General features: G+C 43.1%; 16 protein-coding genes and 2 pseudogenes. 14 read left to right on the plus strand and 4 right to left on the minus strand.

Annotation, left to right across the window (positions count from 1 at the left end):
* Window positions 1-60: 60 nt before the first annotated feature.
* The 11 genes and pseudogenes from V7L01_RS23725 to hisS all read left to right on the plus strand — a co-directional run bounded on the left by V7L01_RS23725 (window position 61) and on the right by hisS (window position 7,502).
* Window positions 61-1,479 (plus strand): aldehyde dehydrogenase family protein, encoded by a 1,419-nt coding sequence (locus tag V7L01_RS23725; protein WP_335039006.1) that lies wholly within the window; start codon window positions 61-63, stop codon window positions 1,477-1,479.
* A 17-nt stretch (window positions 1,480-1,496) separates the two neighbouring features.
* The gene (locus V7L01_RS23730; protein WP_335039008.1) at window positions 1,497-1,769 is read left to right on the plus strand and encodes a hypothetical protein; all 273 of its coding nucleotides are present in this window, start codon (window positions 1,497-1,499) and stop codon (window positions 1,767-1,769) included.
* Between the two features lie 176 nt (window positions 1,770-1,945).
* Complete coding sequence (locus V7L01_RS23735; protein ID WP_335039010.1) at window positions 1,946-3,481, plus strand: HsdM family class I SAM-dependent methyltransferase; 1,536 nt, start codon at window positions 1,946-1,948, stop codon at window positions 3,479-3,481.
* Window positions 3,469-4,083, plus strand: a complete 615-nt coding sequence (locus V7L01_RS23740) for a hypothetical protein (protein ID WP_335039012.1) — start codon at window positions 3,469-3,471, stop codon at window positions 4,081-4,083. The genes V7L01_RS23735 and V7L01_RS23740 overlap by 13 nt, the downstream gene beginning before the upstream one ends.
* A gap of 15 nt (window positions 4,084-4,098) precedes the next feature.
* Window positions 4,099-4,206, plus strand: a complete 108-nt coding sequence (locus V7L01_RS35500) for a hypothetical protein (RefSeq protein ID WP_442937011.1) — start codon at window positions 4,099-4,101, stop codon at window positions 4,204-4,206.
* Window positions 4,169-4,336, plus strand: a complete 168-nt coding sequence (locus tag V7L01_RS23745) for a hypothetical protein (RefSeq protein ID WP_335039014.1) — start codon at window positions 4,169-4,171, stop codon at window positions 4,334-4,336. Before V7L01_RS35500 ends, V7L01_RS23745 begins: the two co-directional genes overlap by 38 nt.
* Before the next feature lie 47 nt (window positions 4,337-4,383).
* Complete coding sequence (locus V7L01_RS23750; RefSeq protein WP_335039016.1) at window positions 4,384-4,857, plus strand: type II toxin-antitoxin system VapC family toxin; 474 nt, start codon at window positions 4,384-4,386, stop codon at window positions 4,855-4,857.
* A 3-nt stretch (window positions 4,858-4,860) separates the two neighbouring features.
* The gene (locus V7L01_RS23755; protein ID WP_109007171.1) at window positions 4,861-5,088 is read left to right on the plus strand and encodes a hypothetical protein; all 228 of its coding nucleotides are present in this window, start codon (window positions 4,861-4,863) and stop codon (window positions 5,086-5,088) included.
* A 174-nt stretch (window positions 5,089-5,262) separates the two neighbouring features.
* Window positions 5,263-5,412, plus strand: a pseudogene (locus V7L01_RS23760) (3-phosphoshikimate 1-carboxyvinyltransferase); the annotation flags it as partial.
* 129 nt (window positions 5,413-5,541) lie between these two features.
* Window positions 5,542-5,988 (plus strand): DUF3598 family protein, encoded by a 447-nt coding sequence (locus V7L01_RS23765; protein ID WP_335039018.1) that lies wholly within the window; start codon window positions 5,542-5,544, stop codon window positions 5,986-5,988.
* Between the two features lie 125 nt (window positions 5,989-6,113).
* On the plus strand, window positions 6,114-7,502 hold the full coding sequence (gene hisS / locus V7L01_RS23770; protein WP_335039021.1) for a histidine--tRNA ligase: 1,389 nt from the start codon (window positions 6,114-6,116) through the stop codon (window positions 7,500-7,502).
* 231 nt (window positions 7,503-7,733) lie between these two features.
* Here the strand turns inward: hisS and V7L01_RS23775 are convergent, their stop codons facing one another.
* Window positions 7,734-8,237, minus strand: coding sequence for a hypothetical protein (locus V7L01_RS23775; RefSeq protein ID WP_335039024.1), 504 nt, complete (start codon window positions 8,235-8,237; stop codon window positions 7,734-7,736).
* Window positions 8,238-8,681: 444 nt separating this feature from the next.
* On the opposite strand from V7L01_RS23775, the pseudogene V7L01_RS23780 reads away from it, so the two are divergent.
* A pseudogene (locus V7L01_RS23780) lies at window positions 8,682-8,810 on the plus strand (restriction endonuclease subunit R); the annotation flags it as partial.
* Between the two features lie 83 nt (window positions 8,811-8,893).
* On the opposite strand, the gene V7L01_RS23785 reads toward V7L01_RS23780, so the two are convergent.
* Together V7L01_RS23785 and V7L01_RS23790 are read right to left on the minus strand one after the other, a co-directional pair.
* Window positions 8,894-9,946: a glycerate kinase gene (locus tag V7L01_RS23785; RefSeq protein ID WP_335039026.1), complete on the minus strand. Its 1,053-nt coding sequence runs from the start codon at window positions 9,944-9,946 to the stop codon at window positions 8,894-8,896.
* A 15-nt stretch (window positions 9,947-9,961) separates the two neighbouring features.
* On the minus strand, window positions 9,962-10,294 hold the full coding sequence (locus tag V7L01_RS23790; protein WP_335039028.1) for a DUF565 domain-containing protein: 333 nt from the start codon (window positions 10,292-10,294) through the stop codon (window positions 9,962-9,964).
* A gap of 785 nt (window positions 10,295-11,079) precedes the next feature.
* Between V7L01_RS23790 and V7L01_RS23795 the strand changes: the two genes are divergently transcribed.
* Entirely contained in the window at window positions 11,080-11,706 is a 627-nt protein-coding gene (locus V7L01_RS23795; RefSeq protein WP_335039031.1) for a hypothetical protein, read from the plus strand.
* A 482-nt stretch (window positions 11,707-12,188) separates the two neighbouring features.
* Window positions 12,189-14,180, plus strand: a complete 1,992-nt coding sequence (locus V7L01_RS23800) for an ArnT family glycosyltransferase (RefSeq protein WP_335039034.1) — start codon at window positions 12,189-12,191, stop codon at window positions 14,178-14,180.
* A gap of 98 nt (window positions 14,181-14,278) precedes the next feature.
* On the opposite strand, the gene V7L01_RS23805 is transcribed toward V7L01_RS23800, so the two are convergent.
* A complete protein-coding gene (locus V7L01_RS23805; protein WP_335039112.1) occupies window positions 14,279-17,506 on the minus strand; it encodes a hybrid sensor histidine kinase/response regulator in 3,228 nt (1,075 codons plus the stop codon).
* Window positions 17,507-17,825 lie beyond the last annotated feature (319 nt).

Here is a 17,825-nt window from a genome sequence, read left to right on the forward strand (position 1 = left end):
GGGGAATGGGGCATTGGGCAAACAAAAAATAAATAACTCTTGACTAATGACTAATGACCAATGACAAAACCAATAGAAGTCCGCAATCCCCGAACTGGCAAATTTGACTACGTAATTATCCCGCCGCCTCCCAGGCTGCTGGCACAGCAATGTAACCGCAGCCGCAGAGCGCAAGTTCGCTGGCAGCAGTTGGGTTTAGAGGGGAGAATAGAAGCCTTACAGCAGTGGAAACAAGCGATATTATCTGGGCGCGATCGCTTAACGGAAGCTTTGGTAAATGATACGGGAAGATTATCGACCTCAGTATTAGAAATAGACTCCTTCCTCTCTAGCATCGATCGCTGGTGTAAGTTAGCGCCGGAATTGTTACAAGACTCTGCCAAAAACACAGCAATTCCATTTATCGCTTTGCAACAAACATCCGTTCCTTATCCCCTAGTTGGGGTAATTAGCCCGTGGAATTTTCCGCTGTTGCTGTCTACCATTGATACCATTCCGGCATTGTTGGCGGGTTGTGCTGTCATTGTCAAACCCAGTGAAATTGCTCCCCGCTTCGTAGCACCACTGATTACAGCACTCAACGCTGTTCCCCAATTGCGCGATATCTTAACTTTTGTTGAAGGAGCAGGCGCAACCGGATCTACTTTGATTGAAAATGTAGATTTGGTATGTTTTACTGGCAGTGTAGCCACAGGCAGAAAAGTAGCACAGGCGGCTGCTAAACAGTTTATTCCAGCTTTTTTGGAATTAGGGGGAAAAGATCCTGCGATCGTTTTGGAATCAGCCAACTTAGAATTAGCAACCTCAGCAATCTTGTGGGGTTCCGTCGTCAACACCGGACAGTCGTGCTTATCAATTGAGCGAATTTATGTTGCTGAACCCATATTTGAAAAGTTTTACCATCAATTAGTAGCGAAAGCCCATCGTCTTGAGCTAGCCTATCCCACCGTTGAAAGTGGAGAAATTGGCCCCATCATCGCCGAAAAACAAGCAGCCATTATTAGCGATCATCTTTTAGATGCAGTGGAAAAGGGAGCAGTAATTCACAGTGGCGGTGTAATTGAAGACTTAGGAGGGGGTTGGTGGTGTCGTCCCACAGTTCTCACCGAGGTTAATCATTCCATGAAAGTGATGACCGAAGAGACTTTTGGCCCGATTATGCCAGTGATGCCTTTTTCCACAGTAGAGGAAGCAGTTTCTTTAGCGAATGACTCAATTTATGGATTGAGTGCTGCTGTATTTGCCTCGCAAACAAAAGCCTTAGAAGTTGCCCAACAGATTGATGCAGGTGCTATAAGTATCAACGATGCTGGACTCACCGCCCTCATGCATGAGGGAGAGAAAAACGCCTTCAAATTCTCCGGCATGGGAGGCTCGCGCATGGGTGCGGCGGCGCTGAAACGGTTCATGCGAAAAAAAGCTATTTTGATCAAAACTAACGATACTAATGACCCTTGGTGGTTTGGGAATGGGGAGTGATAAATGCCATCATCACTATGCAACTCATTACCGTAAGCAATGGCGTAGCTTGCCGCCGTACTCAAAGCGTCTCCAAGAGTTGGCATCGCATTCTCATCCTGTTCAAAATATCTGTTTTACCAGAGGCGATCGCCTCTGCCACAGTTTTGTCTACGATAACCAAAGCACTAGAAGAATTTATTTTAGTTCAGAACACAAGTCTGTTCGTTAACAAAACAAGTCTGTTCGTTCACAAAACAAGTCCATTTGTTCACACCACAAGTCTGTTGGTTCAGAACACAAGTCTTTGAGACACCCTAGAAAGATAAGTTTAGTCAAAGGTGTGCATTGATGTCACGCAAAAAAATTCCAAGTATTAAGAAAACCTATAGGTCAGTTTCTACAATAGCGTTACACTCTATAACGGACTAAGCCTTTATGTAGATCCTGTAGCGCCTGATGAACCTACTTGATTGCCAATGACAAGTTGATCAAGGAGAATAAATCTCTCAAAACCCTGATCGAAGAAATGGAAGATGAGGTGCTGGCAAATGCTGGGGTTGATGTATTTGAAGAACTATTTAAGCTGATTTTTACGAAGCTCTATGATGAGTGGTATTCTGGGCAGGGCAACCGCCGTAAAACCCGTTCTCTAGAGTTTCGCAATACGGGACAGACAGAAGCGGCACTCAAAACGAAGATTCAGGATTTGTTTGATGGGGCAAAGAAAAAGTGGGAAGGGGTGTTTAGTGAAGATGCTAAAATTAGCCTCACGCCTTCGCACCTGTCGGTTTGTGTGTCGTCGTTGGAAAATGTGAAGCTGTTTAACTCCAATCTGGATGTAATCGATGAAGCCTTTGAGTATTTGATTAACCAGAGCAGTAAGGGAGATAAAGGGCAATATTTCACGCCGCGCTATGTGATTGATATGTGCGTGAAAATGCTCAATCCCCAAGAGGATGAGTACATGATCGATACGGCGGCGGGGTCATCTGGGTTTCCGGTGCATACAATTTTTCATGTGTGGCGGCAGATTTTGGCAGATGAGGGGTTGCAGGCGAGTCATTTGTTTTCGTTGGAAGATAAGCCACCCCGTTGTAGTGAATATGTAGAAGAGAAAGTGTTTGCCATCGACTTTGATGAGAAAGCGGTGCGGGTGGCGCGGACACTGAACCTAATTGCGGGGGATGGGCAGACAAATGTATTGCACCTGAACACCCTAGACTATGAACTGTGGAATGAAGTAACGGAACAAGAAGAATGGGATAACATTTATAATGCTGGGTTCAAACGGCTGAAACGGTTGCGACCGAAAGGGAATAAAGATTTTCGAGAGTTTCAGTTTGATGTGTTGATGGCGAATCCGCCCTTTGCCGGAGATATCAAGGAACCGCGCATGATTGCCCGTTATGATTTGGCAAAGAAGCCGGATGGTAAGTGGCAAACCAAGGTGGGGCGCGATATTTTGTTTATTGAGCGCAATTTGGACTTTTTGAAACCGGGGGGTAGAATGGCGATCGTGTTGCCCCAAGGACGGTTTAACAATTCATCGGATAAGAATATTCGAGATTTCATTGCCGAACGCTGCCGGATTTTGGCGGTGGTGGGGCTGCATGGCAATACATTTAAGCCGCACACGGGTACAAAAACTTCGGTGCTGTTTGTGCAGAAGTGGAATGACGACCCGAAGGTGGGCGCACTCTGTCCTCGACAGGATAACTACAACATCTTTTTTGCGACGATGCGGAAATCGGGGAAGGATAGTTCTGGGGAGAAGATATGGCGCAAAATTTCATCGTCTACTTCACCGCCTGATGACGAACTCAGCGAATTGATGCCGCCTTCTCCGATGCAGCGAGTGGTGGGGGTGGAGGGCGATTTTTTGCAAGATGTTCACGGTCATTTAGTGGTGGATCATGATTTGTATAACCACGAAGGACTAACGGAAGACGGCATTGCGGAAGCGTTTATTGAGTTTGCCAAAAAGGAGAAGCTCAGTTTTTTTGATGTTTGCTCACACTGAACCAAAAAAGACGACAGCCTGATTATATTGAAGAAGATCAAAATCCTTCGGGTTATTTTCCTGTTATTAACTCTAAGTATGTTCGAGCAGGCGAAGTGATCCTATCAGATAATCGCTATGCACCTTTGCCCGAAGGCGACAATCCTTTAGTGATCCAACAAGATGATGTTTTGTTTAATGGAACTGGTGTAGGTACGATTGGGCGATGTGCGCCATATTTTTATGAACAAGAAGCCTTACCCGATACAGAAGTAACAGTTTTGAGAAGTGACAAACTTGATCCAGTATATTTATCAATTTACATCAACAGTATTGCAGGACAGCTACAAGTACAAAAGCATTTACAAGGTTCATCAGGAATTATTCGAGTTTATCCCGGAGACATTGCCCAATTTCAAGTTTGGGATGCGCCGGATTCTGTTCAGCAGAAAATCAGAAGCAAAGTTGAAGTCTCTCACCAAAAGCGGGAGCAATCCAAGCAACTGTTAGAAATTGCTAAAACAGGAGTAGAAAGAGCGATCGCAACCGATGAAGCAACAGCAACGGCTTGGATCAATCAGCAACTTGAAGCGTTAGGAATCAATCTATCAAACTCAAACTAATCTAATGGAGGCACAATGTCTGAGATTACTATAAACCCAGATCAACTTAAGGAAATCTTGAAAAGCGCGATTATTGAATTAATTCGTGACAATCGAAAAGAAGTCTCTGAATTTCTGGCATAAATTATTGAAGACGTGGCAATGGAGCAAGCGATCGCCGAAGGTGAAACAACTGAACTGGTTAGCCGTGAGTCCATCTTTCAACTTTGGGAAGGGCTTGAAAATGACTATCCCCCACAAACCCTTAAAGTAAAGTTTAAATGCTGTAGGATGAGGGGCAGATAAAATTTAGAAAGTGCTGTGAGTGAAACCGTCTATATTGAAACCAGTGTTATTGGTTATCTGACAGCCAGATCGACCAAAAACCTGATTATTGCTGCCAATATCGAAACAACACGGGACTGGTGGGACTTTCGTCGAAACAACTTCACTCTTTACACTTCGGAGGCTGTTTTAGACGAAGTAGCTAAGGGAGATAGAGCGATCGCCACTCAACGACTGGAAATTTTGCAAGACTTTCCTTTGTTGGCATTAAATCAAGCCGTACAAAGTTTAGCTATTCAATTCCTGACCCAGAGTAATCTGCCTCCGAAAGCAAAGGTAGACGCAATTCATATTGCCGCCGCAACCGTCCACGGCATGGATTATCTGTTAACGTGGAATTGTAAACATATTGCTAATGCTCAAATCCAGGGGAAGTTAGCCGAGATTAGCCTTGATTTTGGCTATGTATTGCCTATCCTTTGCACACCCAACGAACTAATGGGATATTAGGTCATGTGGACAGATGAAATTGTCGAAGAGATCCACCAAATCCGTGAAGAGTATGCGAAGTCTTTCAACTATGATTTAGATGCAATATTTGCAGACCTACGTAAGAAGGAAGCAGAAAGCGGCAGAGAAGTCGTGAACTTGTCGCGGAAGCCCGGTATAACAACACGTTGGAGTGGACGAGTGAAGGATATTTGTGGTGATACAACGGATACTAGCCACCGCTTAACTTAGCCATTAAAAGCCGACAAGAAATGCGATCGCTTGGAAGAAAAACGGAATTCGTTATGCTTGGCGTTAAGTTATGCCAGCAATGATTAAAGCCGTCTTTGATAACCTTCCCCACTCCCCACTCATAATATGCGAACATAATTAAGTTGTAGCTGATTACCTGCACAGAGATTTAAAATGGATACCATTACAATCCCTGTTCTGAATCGCCCAGTAGATGCCACGGTAGAGATTCCTGTTTCTAAAAGTATTACCAATCGGGAATTAGTCGTCGCGGCCTTAGCGTCAGTTGACTCGATTTTAGAAAATGCGTTATTTAGTGAAGACTGGCATTTGCTGTCACTGGCTTAAAGGTTCCAGGCATTGTAATAAAAGACCCTGGTAGTACAGCGAAAACTTTTCCCGATTACTTTACTCGATTTCTCCAAATATTAGAACAATAAAAGATGAATTGCAATGTCAAATATTCGAGAAGGAATGCCCGTACTTGTCCGTCATGAAGGAGATTGGGTAGGAACTTATACAGTAGTTGATACCGCAGGAAAAATCCTCGACAAGTATGAATCTCACTTAACTTGTCAATTTCCAGAAAATGGGCCTCATCCCTACTACCAAATAAATCGCTACAAGTGGTCTGATGGTAAACAAGAACAGCATGAATTTCCAGGAAGCTATAAAGATAATAAACTTTGGTTTGACACCGATCGCATAGATGGAAAAGCCTGGGAAGTCGATGATTCAGTTGTTATTTTGTGGTTTGCTTATAAAACAAACCCAGAAATGAACTTATATGAAATGATCTACATTAGTCCTGACAATAACAGTCGTGCCCGCACTTGGCATTGGTTTAAGAACAACAAAATTTTTCAACGCACTCTAATTCAAGAAGAACGGCTAAAATAGTAATTTATTCGCTCAGAGATAATTACTCATTGTTCTCCAGTCCGCGCAGGCGGACTTTCTTTGTGTAGCTAAAGCTTCCAGTAGTTTGGCTTTTATCTCAAATTTCAACTTAGTAAGGTACATACATGGCCAAAGGTGACAAAATAAACTTTTCAACTCCTAGTGGTTTCCCAGAATTTCTGCCTAGTGAAAAGCGGCTAGAATTACATTTGCTAGATATCATCCGTAGAGTTTTTGAAAGCTATGGATTTACGCCCATCGAAACTCCTGCTGTAGAACGTTTAGAAGTACTGCAAGCTAAAGGGAATCAAGGCGATAATATCATCTATGGCATTGATCCCATCCTGCCACCAAATCGACAAGCCGAGAGAGATAAATCAGGCGAAACTGGTTCGGAAGCAAGAGCTTTAAAGTTCGATCAAACAGTTCCTTTAGCAGCTTATATTGCCCGTCACCTGAATGAGTTAACCTTTCCCTTTGCCCGCTACCAAATGGATGTGGTTTTTCGGGGAGAACGGGCGAAAGATGGGCGTTTTCGTCAGTTTCGTCAGTGTGATATTGATGTAGTTGCTCGTCGCGAACTCAGCTTGCTCTATGATGCTCAGATGCCTGCAATTATCACTGAGATATTTGAAGCAATTAATATTGGTGATTTTCTGATTCGCATTAATAATCGCAAAGTTCTTACTGGTTTCTTTAAGTCACTGGGAATTGCTGAAAACCAAATTAAATCCTGTATTGGCATTGTTGATACTCTAGAAAAGATTGGTGAAAATAAAGTAAAACAAGATTTAGAGAAAGAGGGAATTTTAGCAGAACAGGCTGAAAAAATTATTGATTTTATTAAAATTAATGGTTCAGTTGATGAAGTATTAGATAAGCTCAAGCACCTCGCAGAAAATCTTTCAGAAACTGAGCAATTGAACCTGGGAGTTACCGAATTAGAAACAGTAATTGCAGGCGTGCGTAATCTCGGAGTTGCCGAAAATCGTTTCTGTATTGATTTATCCATTGCCCGTGGTCTTGATTACTATACCGGCACAGTTTATGAAACAACTTTATTAGGACATGAAGCCTTGGGTAGTATTTGTTCTGGCGGTAGATATGAAGAATTAGTAGGAGTGTTTTTGGGCGAAAAAATGCCTGGTGTAGGCATTTCTATCGGCTTAACTCGCTTAATTAGCCGTTTATTAAAAGCTGGTATTCTTAGTACTTTAGCTGCTACACCAGCCCAGGTGATGGTAGTGAATATGCAAGAGGATTTAATGCCAACTTATTTAAAAGTTTCTCAACATCTGCGTCAGGCTGGAATTAATGTTATCACTAACTTTGATAAGCGCCCATTGGGTAAACAATTTCAGCTAGCTGACAAACAAGGAATTCAATTTTGCGTAATCATTGGTTCTGAGGAAGCAGCAACGCAAAAGTCCTCGCTCAAAGATTTGAAAACAGGCGAGCAAGTAGAAGTCCTATTGGTAGATTTGGCTGAGGAAGTTAAAAGAAGGCTTGCCTAATTAAAGGAAATGCAAATATCAACTGACTTTTCACATCATATAGAAAAGCTAACGCTAAACTAATCCCTGAGCAAGCTACCCTACTAGGGAATGGAAGCGACGTTTTTCAGATAAGAGTGAAAAGTCAGGTCTTAAAATGAGTCGAAAAAGAGATTGTGTCTGTCCTACCGCCAAGTAGAATCAATGCTCAGTTCACCTGGAACTAAGCTTAATAAATGACAGGCGGAGGGATTAATCACGACCCCAGTCGCGCTGGCGTTCATAGCGATGGTTATTGTCACGAATGTTGCGAAGGTTATTCTCGCGTTCATAGCGACGGTTATTCTCGCGCTCATGGCGGCGATTATTATCGCGGTCATGGCGACGGTTATTCTCGCGCTCATAGCGGCGATTATTATCGCGGTCATAGCGACGGTTATTCTCGCGCTCATAGCCGGCGTTATTCTCGCGGTTATAGCGATAGTTATTGCCACGAATGTTGCGAACGTTATCCTCGCGCTCATAGCGATAGTTATTGTCACGAATGTTGCGAAGGTTATTCTCGCGCTCATAATCACCATCTCTATGGTGACGACTCAGAAGTTCGTGATTACCATCATCGTTGCGATGATAGCTGTAGTTATCTAACTCAGTAAGATAAGACACTGATGCCTTAGCATCAGCTTTTGGAGAAATAGCCAAAGCTGATGCAGATGCTATCAAGCCGGCGAGTAAAATAGAGGTAAAACGGTTCATGGTGTGAGTCGAAAGTTGTTGATAGTAATTTATGCAAGTCTAGTCTGTTTAGGAAGAGCAGATTCCACAAGTCTTTGAATCAATCCTATCAGCGTTGAATAACTCGAAAAGTTTTCTTGGGTGCGGTGATTGAGAAAAGTTTTGTCCTCTGTGATACTTTCTGACTTTCTATATCCCGTCAAAAGTCAGGTGCTACCAGATGCTAAGAGCAACGACCCAAGCCACCGCTCATCCTGCCTTTGCTAAGAAAGTTGGAAATTTCAAATCCACGTTCCTAAATGCGATCGCAATACACTCCACCAAAACTACGATCGGCATGAATATTAATCATTATATCAACTGCTGTTGCATCTTTACCAACGGCTTAATGAATCAATATAGATGAAGCGATCGCCTTGATAAAAAGCTGCGACTATAGTTTTGCTGTAGCTTTATATTTGCTTAAATTATCAGTTTGTCTATCTTGAACAAGGAAATCCCCCTATTTATTACCTGTTACCAGAATTAAACTTAATGGAAAGAGAACGTTCAAGCCAGTTGCTACAAGTTTTAAAAGCAATTTGTCAGCTTTAGAGGATGTTTGAAAAGTCCCTAGTGATATATCAAATACTTTTAGATCCTCCCAAATCCACGCCACTTGCTCATACAAGGCTGTTTCATACCCCAGCCCGATCGCAATACACTTCACCAAAGCTACGATCGCTATGAATCTCAATCACTAGATCGACAGCTGTTGCATCTTTTACCAACGGCTTGATGAATAATTCCGGATGAAGCGATCGCCAAAAATAATTGACAAATTGCTCTATCTCTGCATTGCTCATCCCAGATTTACCCGCAGCAATCATCTGCTGTTCCGCCTGTTTGCGCCACTCCAAAGAACAGCGGTAATCACTCGGATAAAGCAAAATTAAGCTGTCTAATCGCTCCCACAGTGGTAAATAATCGTGGAGGCGAAAATTCAGATCGCGGGCAAATGCTCTATCCTCATCTGTAACAATTGGCGGCGGTGCAGTATCAAATACATTTGGATCGATTGGCCGCACACCCACAAACCAACCTTCAAATAGTACAATATCTACATTTGTGACCATTTCTGGATTAGTGCGATCGCCAGCGCCTCCAAAAGCAGATTTATCAAAGCGGGGAACCATAACTGGACTTTGCAACTGGCGGATTCGATCTAGTACATTTAAGCCTAAATCTATATCGTGGGTTCCTGGTGGGCCGCGCCAAATCAAGCGGGGATCTTGCTGTGTTAAGAGTAAGCGATCGCTGTAAGTTTTATATAAGTCATCCAAAGATAAGCTCACAGTCTGGTATCCCAACCGATCGAGGATCAAACTGAGAATTTTGCACATTGTGGTTTTACCGGTGCCTTGTCCTCCCAAAATTCCCTGAATCAGAGGGCGTCCTAACTGTTGGCGCTGCGATGCTAGTTTGATTCCCAAAGGCAGCCACAAGTCCCACAACACCTGTAACATTTCCTTGGGTTCGATTTGGAGGGTAGTTTGGCAGAATTGACTAAAACCTGGGAGAACAGATTTTAGTAAATGCGATCGCCTTTCGATTGCTTCATCGACATTTTCCGGCGCGATCCCAAAAGCTTTTGCTCTTAACCTATCTGCCAGTGCTGCTTCTGTTGCTTGCTGCTGCCAATTTTCTCCCAGCGCCTCTGTTGCCAAAATCTCACTCAGCCATAAATTCATAAATTCCCCATCTCCCTACGATCCCAGCTTAAAGGCTTCGAGAAACAGGCTGTAGATGAAACCAACTTTGAGCAGATTTAGTGAGTCTATCAAGAGCGATCGCCTTGACAAAAAGCTGCGACTATAAAATATTCTGCTGGTAATTTCCGTCAACAGTACCAAAAAAGCAGCTACCACAATATCTAATACACCCTCTTGTCCGGCTGTAGTGGAAACTGCGTTTCCCAGAAAAAAACCGAACAAAAAACTAATTATCAGCAGCGATAGCCGCCGCCAAGGATTTAAAAACCATTGCCCAAAGCGTGTAGCAATAGCATCGAACAAGTTATTGAGACGAGTATTTTGCATCAAAGGGACTTCTGTGGGAAAGTCAAGATATCTTGAAATACATATATCTTAAGGAGGATATTGGTTTTAGCATCAGCTTGTTTGTTAAGATTATAAGTATGTACTGGGCTTCCAGCGTTTATTCAAATTTGGCTATTTTATCATCTTCAGAGAAATACAGTTTCTTAGAAGGTGTTTAAAAAGTATAAATATTTAGTTTGATCCCCACAAGAAAGTCTTATATAAAGGGGAAAATAACTCAAATTCCGCTTTTTAAAGGGAGCTAGTCCGTTACGTGGGTTTCCTGACTTGTATCCTTATGGGAAAGCAAGCTATGCGTAGCGTCTCACGGCAGGATAAGGAACTGGCGTGGATTTAGGAGAATCTACAAGCACTTGCTATATCACTAGTCACTTTTTAAAAGGTGGCTTTTCATAGCAGAAAGATATATAACACTTAAACTTATGTGAGGTTTGGCAAAGGACGCCTTGTTGAGGCCGCTAGCGGTTTCAGGAAACTTTTATTTTTTTATACAAATGAATTGGCTGGATCGGTATAAAATTTTTTATTTTTATCCAAGCCTACGGTCACAATCCGAAGCAATGGGTGTCTGTACCCCTTGTTTGTCAAACATCAAAGAAATAATTTGCTCTAAATGTTTCTAATCAAAATGATATTTATAATACATTCGTATCCCTAATTTTGGAAAAGTCTATATTAGGCTACTTTCTATGATTAGCTTTTGTGATAATAGGCTACTATTTGCTCAAGCCTAAACAAAATATTTATTTCTAAAAACTATCAATATGAAATCTTCAGTGTATCGTAACGTCGGTGTTACAGCTTGTTGCTTGGGACTGCTTGTTGCTTTGGTGGGATGCTTTGGAATTAGTGTATCCTTTGAGCCTACAAATCCAGATACATCTTCACAACTGCCAACAGAAAGTCAAGAGTGGGAGACAACTTCTGTTTTACCTGAAAAAGGTATTTCCGCTAGTGTATCTACTCCAGTAACTACCCCAACGAATCAAGCAGAACATAGCAGTAAAAAGAATACTCATTCTGTTTTGGCAGATCGCGATCAATCAGCAAGCAAAGCCAAGGATCGAGGGACTTTGCGAATAAGCAATCAAACAAATCAGCCTGTGCGAGTGGCTCTACTGGCGCGACAGTCGGTAGCAAAAGGCTCTGGTACTAAACAGAATAATTATGATGTACCGGCACATTGGGATTTTGATCCTCAAGAAGGTAGTGAGAAGGGACTGATTGTATCCCTACCTCAGAATAATTTAAAGCTGGAAAAGGGAGATATTTTAGTTGCTTTTGCACAAGATGGTTCCCGTCGTTACTGGGGCCCCTATGTTGTCGGCGAAACAGAATTACCTAAGTGGAATTCCCAAAACAGAGAATGGCAACTAGTGCTGAGTCCATAGTCCATAAGCTATTCCACATTTAACTTGCATAATTAGGGCGGGCAAGATGCCCACCCCACAAGAGTTATATTAATTTTGAATATGCAAACTAGATGTGGTTTAGTTTATTGAGTAGTAGCGAATAACTAGTAAGGATTAACGTAAATTAGGCTACCATCAGCTAGACAACTTGCTTGAGCAACTTGTGAAAGCTAGGCAAACTTTCGCCACACTAGTACAGCACGGCAGAAGTAAACCACTCATTTCTAATCAATGAAACGCTTACGCTGTATTCATTTTTAAATTTTAAATTTTAATTTTTAATTCCGCCTTGCGGTACTAGTGTGTTATAAAAGTTTCTCTGGCGACTTGGAGCAACTGGCGTTACTGAACAGGAAAAAGTGTAGAGTACTGAGTAGAGTAAAATTGTTGAATTTAAAACTCCGAAGAACAAAAGATAGATAACCAACGACTATTGATTAGTGATTGTTGACTATTGACTAATGAGAATGAAATTGAGTGTTAAGCACACTGTCGATCGGTGGTTCAACAAAATAGGAAAGAATCCAGCCCTTGGCGTAACTGTGTCAATTTTGTGGTTGATAGTGATTGGCTGGGTAGCTTTTGGGTGGAATTTGGGTAACACCGGCTTGATTGATGAGACAGAGCCGCTATTTGCCGAAGCTTCCCGCCAGATGTTCGTCACAGGTGATTGGATAACCCCATTTTTCAATGGTGACACTCGTTTCGATAAACCTGCCTTAATTTACTGGTGTCAGGCGATCGCTTATGCAATTATTGGGGTAAATGAGTGGGCAGTACGCCTTCCTTCAGCGATCGCAGCATTCGGCTTAATTTGTTTAGCTTTTTACACCATACAGTGGTATTTCGCTAAAGAAGACGAATTAGAGCAAGTTTCACGTCCTACTCGCCGCTACTTAACATCTTTTATAGCAGCAGCGCTCATGGCGCTCAATCCCGAAACTATTATTTGGGCGAGAACCGGTGTCTCTGATATGCTGCTCACCGGATGTATAGCATCAGCTTTGTTATGTTTCTTTCTAGGCTACGCAAGGAAGGAAGGGAGCAGGGAGCAGGGAGCAGGGGGAGTAGGGGGAGTAGGGGGAGTAGGGGGAGAAAGAACAATCAATGCCCCATCCCCAATGCCTGATTCTCTATTCCCTAATAAGTGGTATTTAGCTTTTTATGTACTGATTGCAGGCGCAATTTTGACTAAAGGCCCTGTGGGAATTGTCTTGCCTGCGCTAATTGTTGTCGCCTTTTTGCTTTACGTGGGAAAATTTCGAGAGGTGTTGCGGGAAATGCGCCTTCTCGTAGGTATGCTGATAATTTTAGGTTTATCAGTGCCCTGGTATGCTTTAGTAATTTGGCGCAATGGCTGGAATTACATTAACTCCTTTTTTGGTTATCACAACCTGGAACGCTTTACAGAAGTGGTTAATGGTCATTCAGCGCCTTGGTATTTTTACTTTTTAATAGTGCTGCTGGGTTTTGCACCATACTCAGTGTATTTACCAGTCTCTATAGTAAGACTAAAGTTTTGGCAGCGATCGCACTGGCGATCGCTTGAACGTTTTCAGCAGTTTGGTTTATTCGCCTGGTTCTGGTTTGCTAGCATTTTTGGCTTTTTTACCATTGCTGTTACCAAACTCCCTAGTTATGTCTTGCCTCTAATGCCAGCAGCGGCAATCCTGGTAGCCCTGTTGTGGAGCGACCTTTTACCAAACACAGAGACAGGAGAAGGCAAGGACATCGAAAATCAAGAGGATATGGAGACAGGGGGACACGGCAACACTAGTTCACCGCGTCTGGCCCTCACCGCATCTTCTTCCATCCCTACCATACTCGTCTGGAGTGGTTGGGTGAATGTAGTGTTTTTATCATTTTTGGCAACAGCACTGTTTAACATAACCCAGATATTAGGTACCGATCCTGCTATAAGTAACTTCCACGAACTAATTCAACAATCGGGTTTACCAGTAATAGCGGGTGGAATTTGGCTGGTTTGTGCTGTTTTGGTTGCCGCTTTCTTACTGAGTCGCCGCTGGAACTACATTACCAGTGTTAATTTACTAGGATTTGTGGCGTTTTTAATTTTTGTCTTATCACCTGCTTCGTTTTTCATCGATCAAGAACGTCAATTACCCTTAAGGGAGTTGTCTGCGGTGATTCTAGAAACAAAACAACCAGAGGAAGAATTGATCATGCTTGGCTTCAAAAAGCCTAGTGTGGTCTTTTACAGCCACATTCATGTAAATTATTTAAGATTTCCCAAAGAGGCTATAGAACATATTAAAAACCAGGCTGCTAAAGGACTAAAACCTGCCTCAGTGCTGCTGTTGGCCGAACAAAAAAAGTTTTTACAAATGGACTTACAGCCAGATGATTACAAAAATTTATCGACCAAGGGTGCTTATAACTTGGTTCGAGTTCCTTTTAAGAAAAAGAAAAATGAAAAAATAGATATTTCATAAAACTATTAAATAGTCATTAATCATTTGTCCTTTTTGGATAACCAATGACTAATGACCAATGACTAATGACTAATGACCAATGACCAATGACCCCAGAATTAACATTTGCCATTGTACCCGTTGACAGCTAAAGCTTGATTGATCTGGTTTAAGAGGTCTTCCATTGATATCGATCGCGGTAATATTTGGGTAGCGATCGCACCAACAATAGTTTCTACCGATTCCAAACCATTCTTCTTCTGCTTGTCAATTTCCTTGTAAGCTACCTCTGGCTGGAAACTGGTTTCTGGGCTATTTAATCGCTGATTCAGTACCAGAATTGGTGGTAATTTGTCAGGTGAATCTCCCAATGTTTTCAGTGCTTTAAGCACGTCTTTGTGGATGGCGGATTCTCCTAAACAAATTAGCAGTAAGTCAACGCTTTGGTGGCGAATTTGTTGTAACACTTCTGCCCAACAGGGACTCATCGCCGCTTTGAAGCCTGCTGTTTGTAGGTACTGAATTAAAGCTTGGAACCACTCAGATCCCCGTTCAGCAGTTTCACTACTAATTGAGCAATTTTTTGCTGTCCGATAACCCTTAACTTGCTTGCGTCTTACCTGTGGCAGATCGCGCAACATTGTCAAATCCACTACCAAGATGTTAGCAGGACAGCAAAAACCAGAAGCAATTTCCAGTACTGATAGTAAGGCATCTGTTTTCTCGGTGCGACTGCTGTTGTCTTTAGCAAATGGTGTTAAGTAAGGAAATACAGATAGCCCTGGGATTTTAGAAGCTATTAGGGTGGTTGCAACATCGCAAGTAACTAGTGGTATAGCCGCCAAACGTGGATGCCCAATTAGTTGTTGCAGATAAATTTGGGCGGTGGTACTTTCGACATCTAGCAAAATGACATCAAACTGCCATACCCGCGCCAAAAGTTCTGCCTGATCTAGGTCATCTACCTCAATCACCCGATGTTCTCGAAGTGAGGGGTGGGGATTGACTGATTCCAATTGGGGATTCACCAACCTGAGAATTCGCAGTGGGGTTTTAGTTGGGATAATTGCACTATTATTTAACCCTATCTGCGGTATTACTTGTGCAGTACATAATTTTTCTAGAACTGGTGCTAAAACCTGATGCTCTACTGGCAAACTTAAGAAACCATCGGCTCGGTTAGCAAATGCTTGCTCCTTTTCGGCTCCCGTCGCTGTCACAATTACAGATATATGACGGGTTGCGGTGTCAGATTTCAGTAAAGTCAGCACATCCCAACCTGATAGCAGGGGTAGCAACGGATTTAAAAATATCGCTATTGGTTGCAAGCGTCGCGCTTTTTCGACTGCTTCTGTGCCCGATCGCGCAATCACTACCCGATATCCTAAACCTTTGAGTTGTTCGGTCAAGTCTTCAATATATCGGGCTACTGCCTCGACTACCAAGACCAATCGTTGCGAACTCGCGGGATGATGCTGTGTTAGCGTACTAACTTGCTGACGAGCGGCGGAGTTTTCTCGTGTCTGTTGGTATCGTGTCTCCTCCTCTTCTCTGATTCCCATATCTGGTTCAGAAAAGCCTGTTTTTGGAGGACTGGGCGGCAGAAGTAGGGTAAACTGGCTACCCTTCCCTTCACGCGATAAGAAGCTGACATCTCCGCCGTGCAGACGAGCCAAGGCGCGAGTTAATACCAGCCCCAAACCAGTGCCTTCAAATTGGCGGGTGAGGGGATTTTCTAGTTGTTGAAATTTTTGAAAAATTAAGTGTTGCTGGTGTTCGGGAATGCCAATGCCTGTATCCCAAACTGTAAAGGCAATCCATCCTTCCCAACGACTCACCCGCAGCCCAATTTCGCCAGATATTTCGGTGAATTTAAAGGCGTTGGAAAGTAGGTGCACTAGCATCTGGCGCAAGCGCAATTCATCTGCCACTATCTGGTCTAAGCCTAGTTCAATGGAAAGGCAGAATTGGGGAGCAGATGAACGGGCATTTTGTTGAGTTTGGGATGTTGTTTTGGTAGTTTGAGTGTGGATGGCTTTGGCCTCTGATAAGGCGCGATCGCACACAGCACTAATTTTTACTGGCGTCAGCGTCAACTCCATTTGTCCCGTTTCCATCCGGGTCAAATCCAAAATGTCATTAACCACACTCATCAGGTGGCGTCCACTTTGATGAATCAGTCCCGCATAACGGGCTTGACGCTCGTTGAGTTCTCCCAACTGCTGATCCACGAGCAACCGCGATAATCCCAAAACGGCAGTTAGGGGAGTTTTGAGTTCATGACTAATACAAGCTAAAAACTCGTCCTTCAACCGATTTAGTTGAATTAAATCGGCATTTTTCGCTGCCAATTCTTTGCAAAGCTGCTGCTGTTCGGTGACATCAGTAGCTAAAATCAACCACAAATCGTTACTGAGTGCAACCTCCTCTTCACCACTCATGACTTTAAATTCAGGACTATCTAAGGGAATTTTGGCAAACTGCCAGATTCGTTCCTGACCATTTTGCACTTCGACAACGCAGGTACAAGTACCCACCTGACTATCCAAATAGCAGCGACTGTATGCAGGTTGTGGTGATGCTTCTTGCTGAGTCAGTTCTTCACCATTCTGCTCGTTCTCCCTACCATTGGGATGAACCTTAATTGTTCGTTGGCTGGCATATTCTGGTTTTTCAGAGCGATTAGGGACAAGTATTGCCTCCACCTGTTGCCTAACTCCTTCTGGATCTTTCAAGGCTCCTAATTGCTGCCACCAGGCGGGATTTCGCGCGACCACCTCGCCAGTACCGGTTTGCAACATCAAAGGCCAAGGCAATCTTTCCAACAAGTGTACGAGTGGCTGGTGTCCCAATGATTTGGGTTCATTTGGCGTCGGCGCACCAGATGACTTCTGGATGCCTGAACTTTGTAACCCAGCCATGCGTTCCTTAGCCAACAATCGCAACAGGCGCGAACTATCCAACAGCCCCAAATATTGACCGTCAGAGTCAATCAGCGCCCAATCTAAGCTCTGGTGTTTTTCGGCTTGGGGATAACCCAAGTGCAAGCTTAATTGCTCTACACGCTCAGAAGCTGATATTGTTTGTATTGGCTCAATTAGACCTTGACCCCAGGTAGAAAGTGATTGATGTAAATTTAGATTTTTATCGTCACTATGTGCTAATAATTTTTGGATTAAACGGGCAGAATACAGCAATCCGATGGGGCATTGCTGTTGATTCACTACTACCAAGCGATCGCACTGCTCTTGCTCAAAAATCTCCAACACCACTGCCAGAGAACTTGCTTGGGGGCAGCTAGGTACGGTTGCCTGAAAGTCATAAAGCGGGTAATCTAACATTAACATAGGGCTTTGGGGGTCATTCTTCCTGTGGAACCCTCCGGCATTGCCATCTGCCAACTGTTGATGGTCTTTTCGCCTGAAGTCATATCCTCTAAGAAGACTCATATAAGCAACTCTGGTTATTTCAACGCCATTAAAACAACGGGATTTTCCCTCACGGACACTTGCTTGCGGACGAGTGCATTTTTCCAAGAGGCAACATTTCTCATTTCTAACAACTAGCCTCCCCAGTGTCTTACTGGTGTTTAAACTCCTCATCGATAGCGACAGCTAAAACAATTATGGCCCCAAAGAATCGCTTTAGAACCTTGAGGAATTATAA

Source organism: Nostoc sp. (genome assembly GCF_036917095.1).
Lineage (GTDB): Bacteria > Cyanobacteriota > Cyanobacteriia > Cyanobacteriales > Nostocaceae > Nostoc.

Bases quoted from the DNA above. Each gene is read 5' to 3' on its own strand.
- V7L01_RS23725 (WP_335039006.1), top strand. From the start codon at position 61: ATGACAAAACCAATAGAAGTCCGCAATCCCCGAACTGGCAAATTTGAC.
- V7L01_RS23730 (WP_335039008.1), top strand. From the start codon at position 1,497: ATGCAACTCATTACCGTAAGCAATGGCGTAGCTTGCCGCCGTACTCAA.
- V7L01_RS35500 (WP_442937011.1), top strand. From the start codon at position 4,099: ATGTCTGAGATTACTATAAACCCAGATCAACTTAAGGAAATCTTGAAA.
- V7L01_RS23755 (WP_109007171.1), top strand. From the start codon at position 4,861: ATGTGGACAGATGAAATTGTCGAAGAGATCCACCAAATCCGTGAAGAG.
- V7L01_RS23765 (WP_335039018.1), top strand. From the start codon at position 5,542: ATGTCAAATATTCGAGAAGGAATGCCCGTACTTGTCCGTCATGAAGGA.
- hisS (WP_335039021.1), top strand. From the start codon at position 6,114: ATGGCCAAAGGTGACAAAATAAACTTTTCAACTCCTAGTGGTTTCCCA.
- V7L01_RS23775 (WP_335039024.1), bottom strand. From the start codon at position 8,237: ATGAACCGTTTTACCTCTATTTTACTCGCCGGCTTGATAGCATCTGCA.
- V7L01_RS23785 (WP_335039026.1), bottom strand. From the start codon at position 9,946: ATGAATTTATGGCTGAGTGAGATTTTGGCAACAGAGGCGCTGGGAGAA.
- V7L01_RS23790 (WP_335039028.1), bottom strand. From the start codon at position 10,294: ATGCAAAATACTCGTCTCAATAACTTGTTCGATGCTATTGCTACACGC.
- V7L01_RS23795 (WP_335039031.1), top strand. From the start codon at position 11,080: ATGAAATCTTCAGTGTATCGTAACGTCGGTGTTACAGCTTGTTGCTTG.
- V7L01_RS23800 (WP_335039034.1), top strand. From the start codon at position 12,189: ATGAGAATGAAATTGAGTGTTAAGCACACTGTCGATCGGTGGTTCAAC.
- V7L01_RS23805 (WP_335039112.1), bottom strand. From the start codon at position 17,506: ATGTTAATGTTAGATTACCCGCTTTATGACTTTCAGGCAACCGTACCT.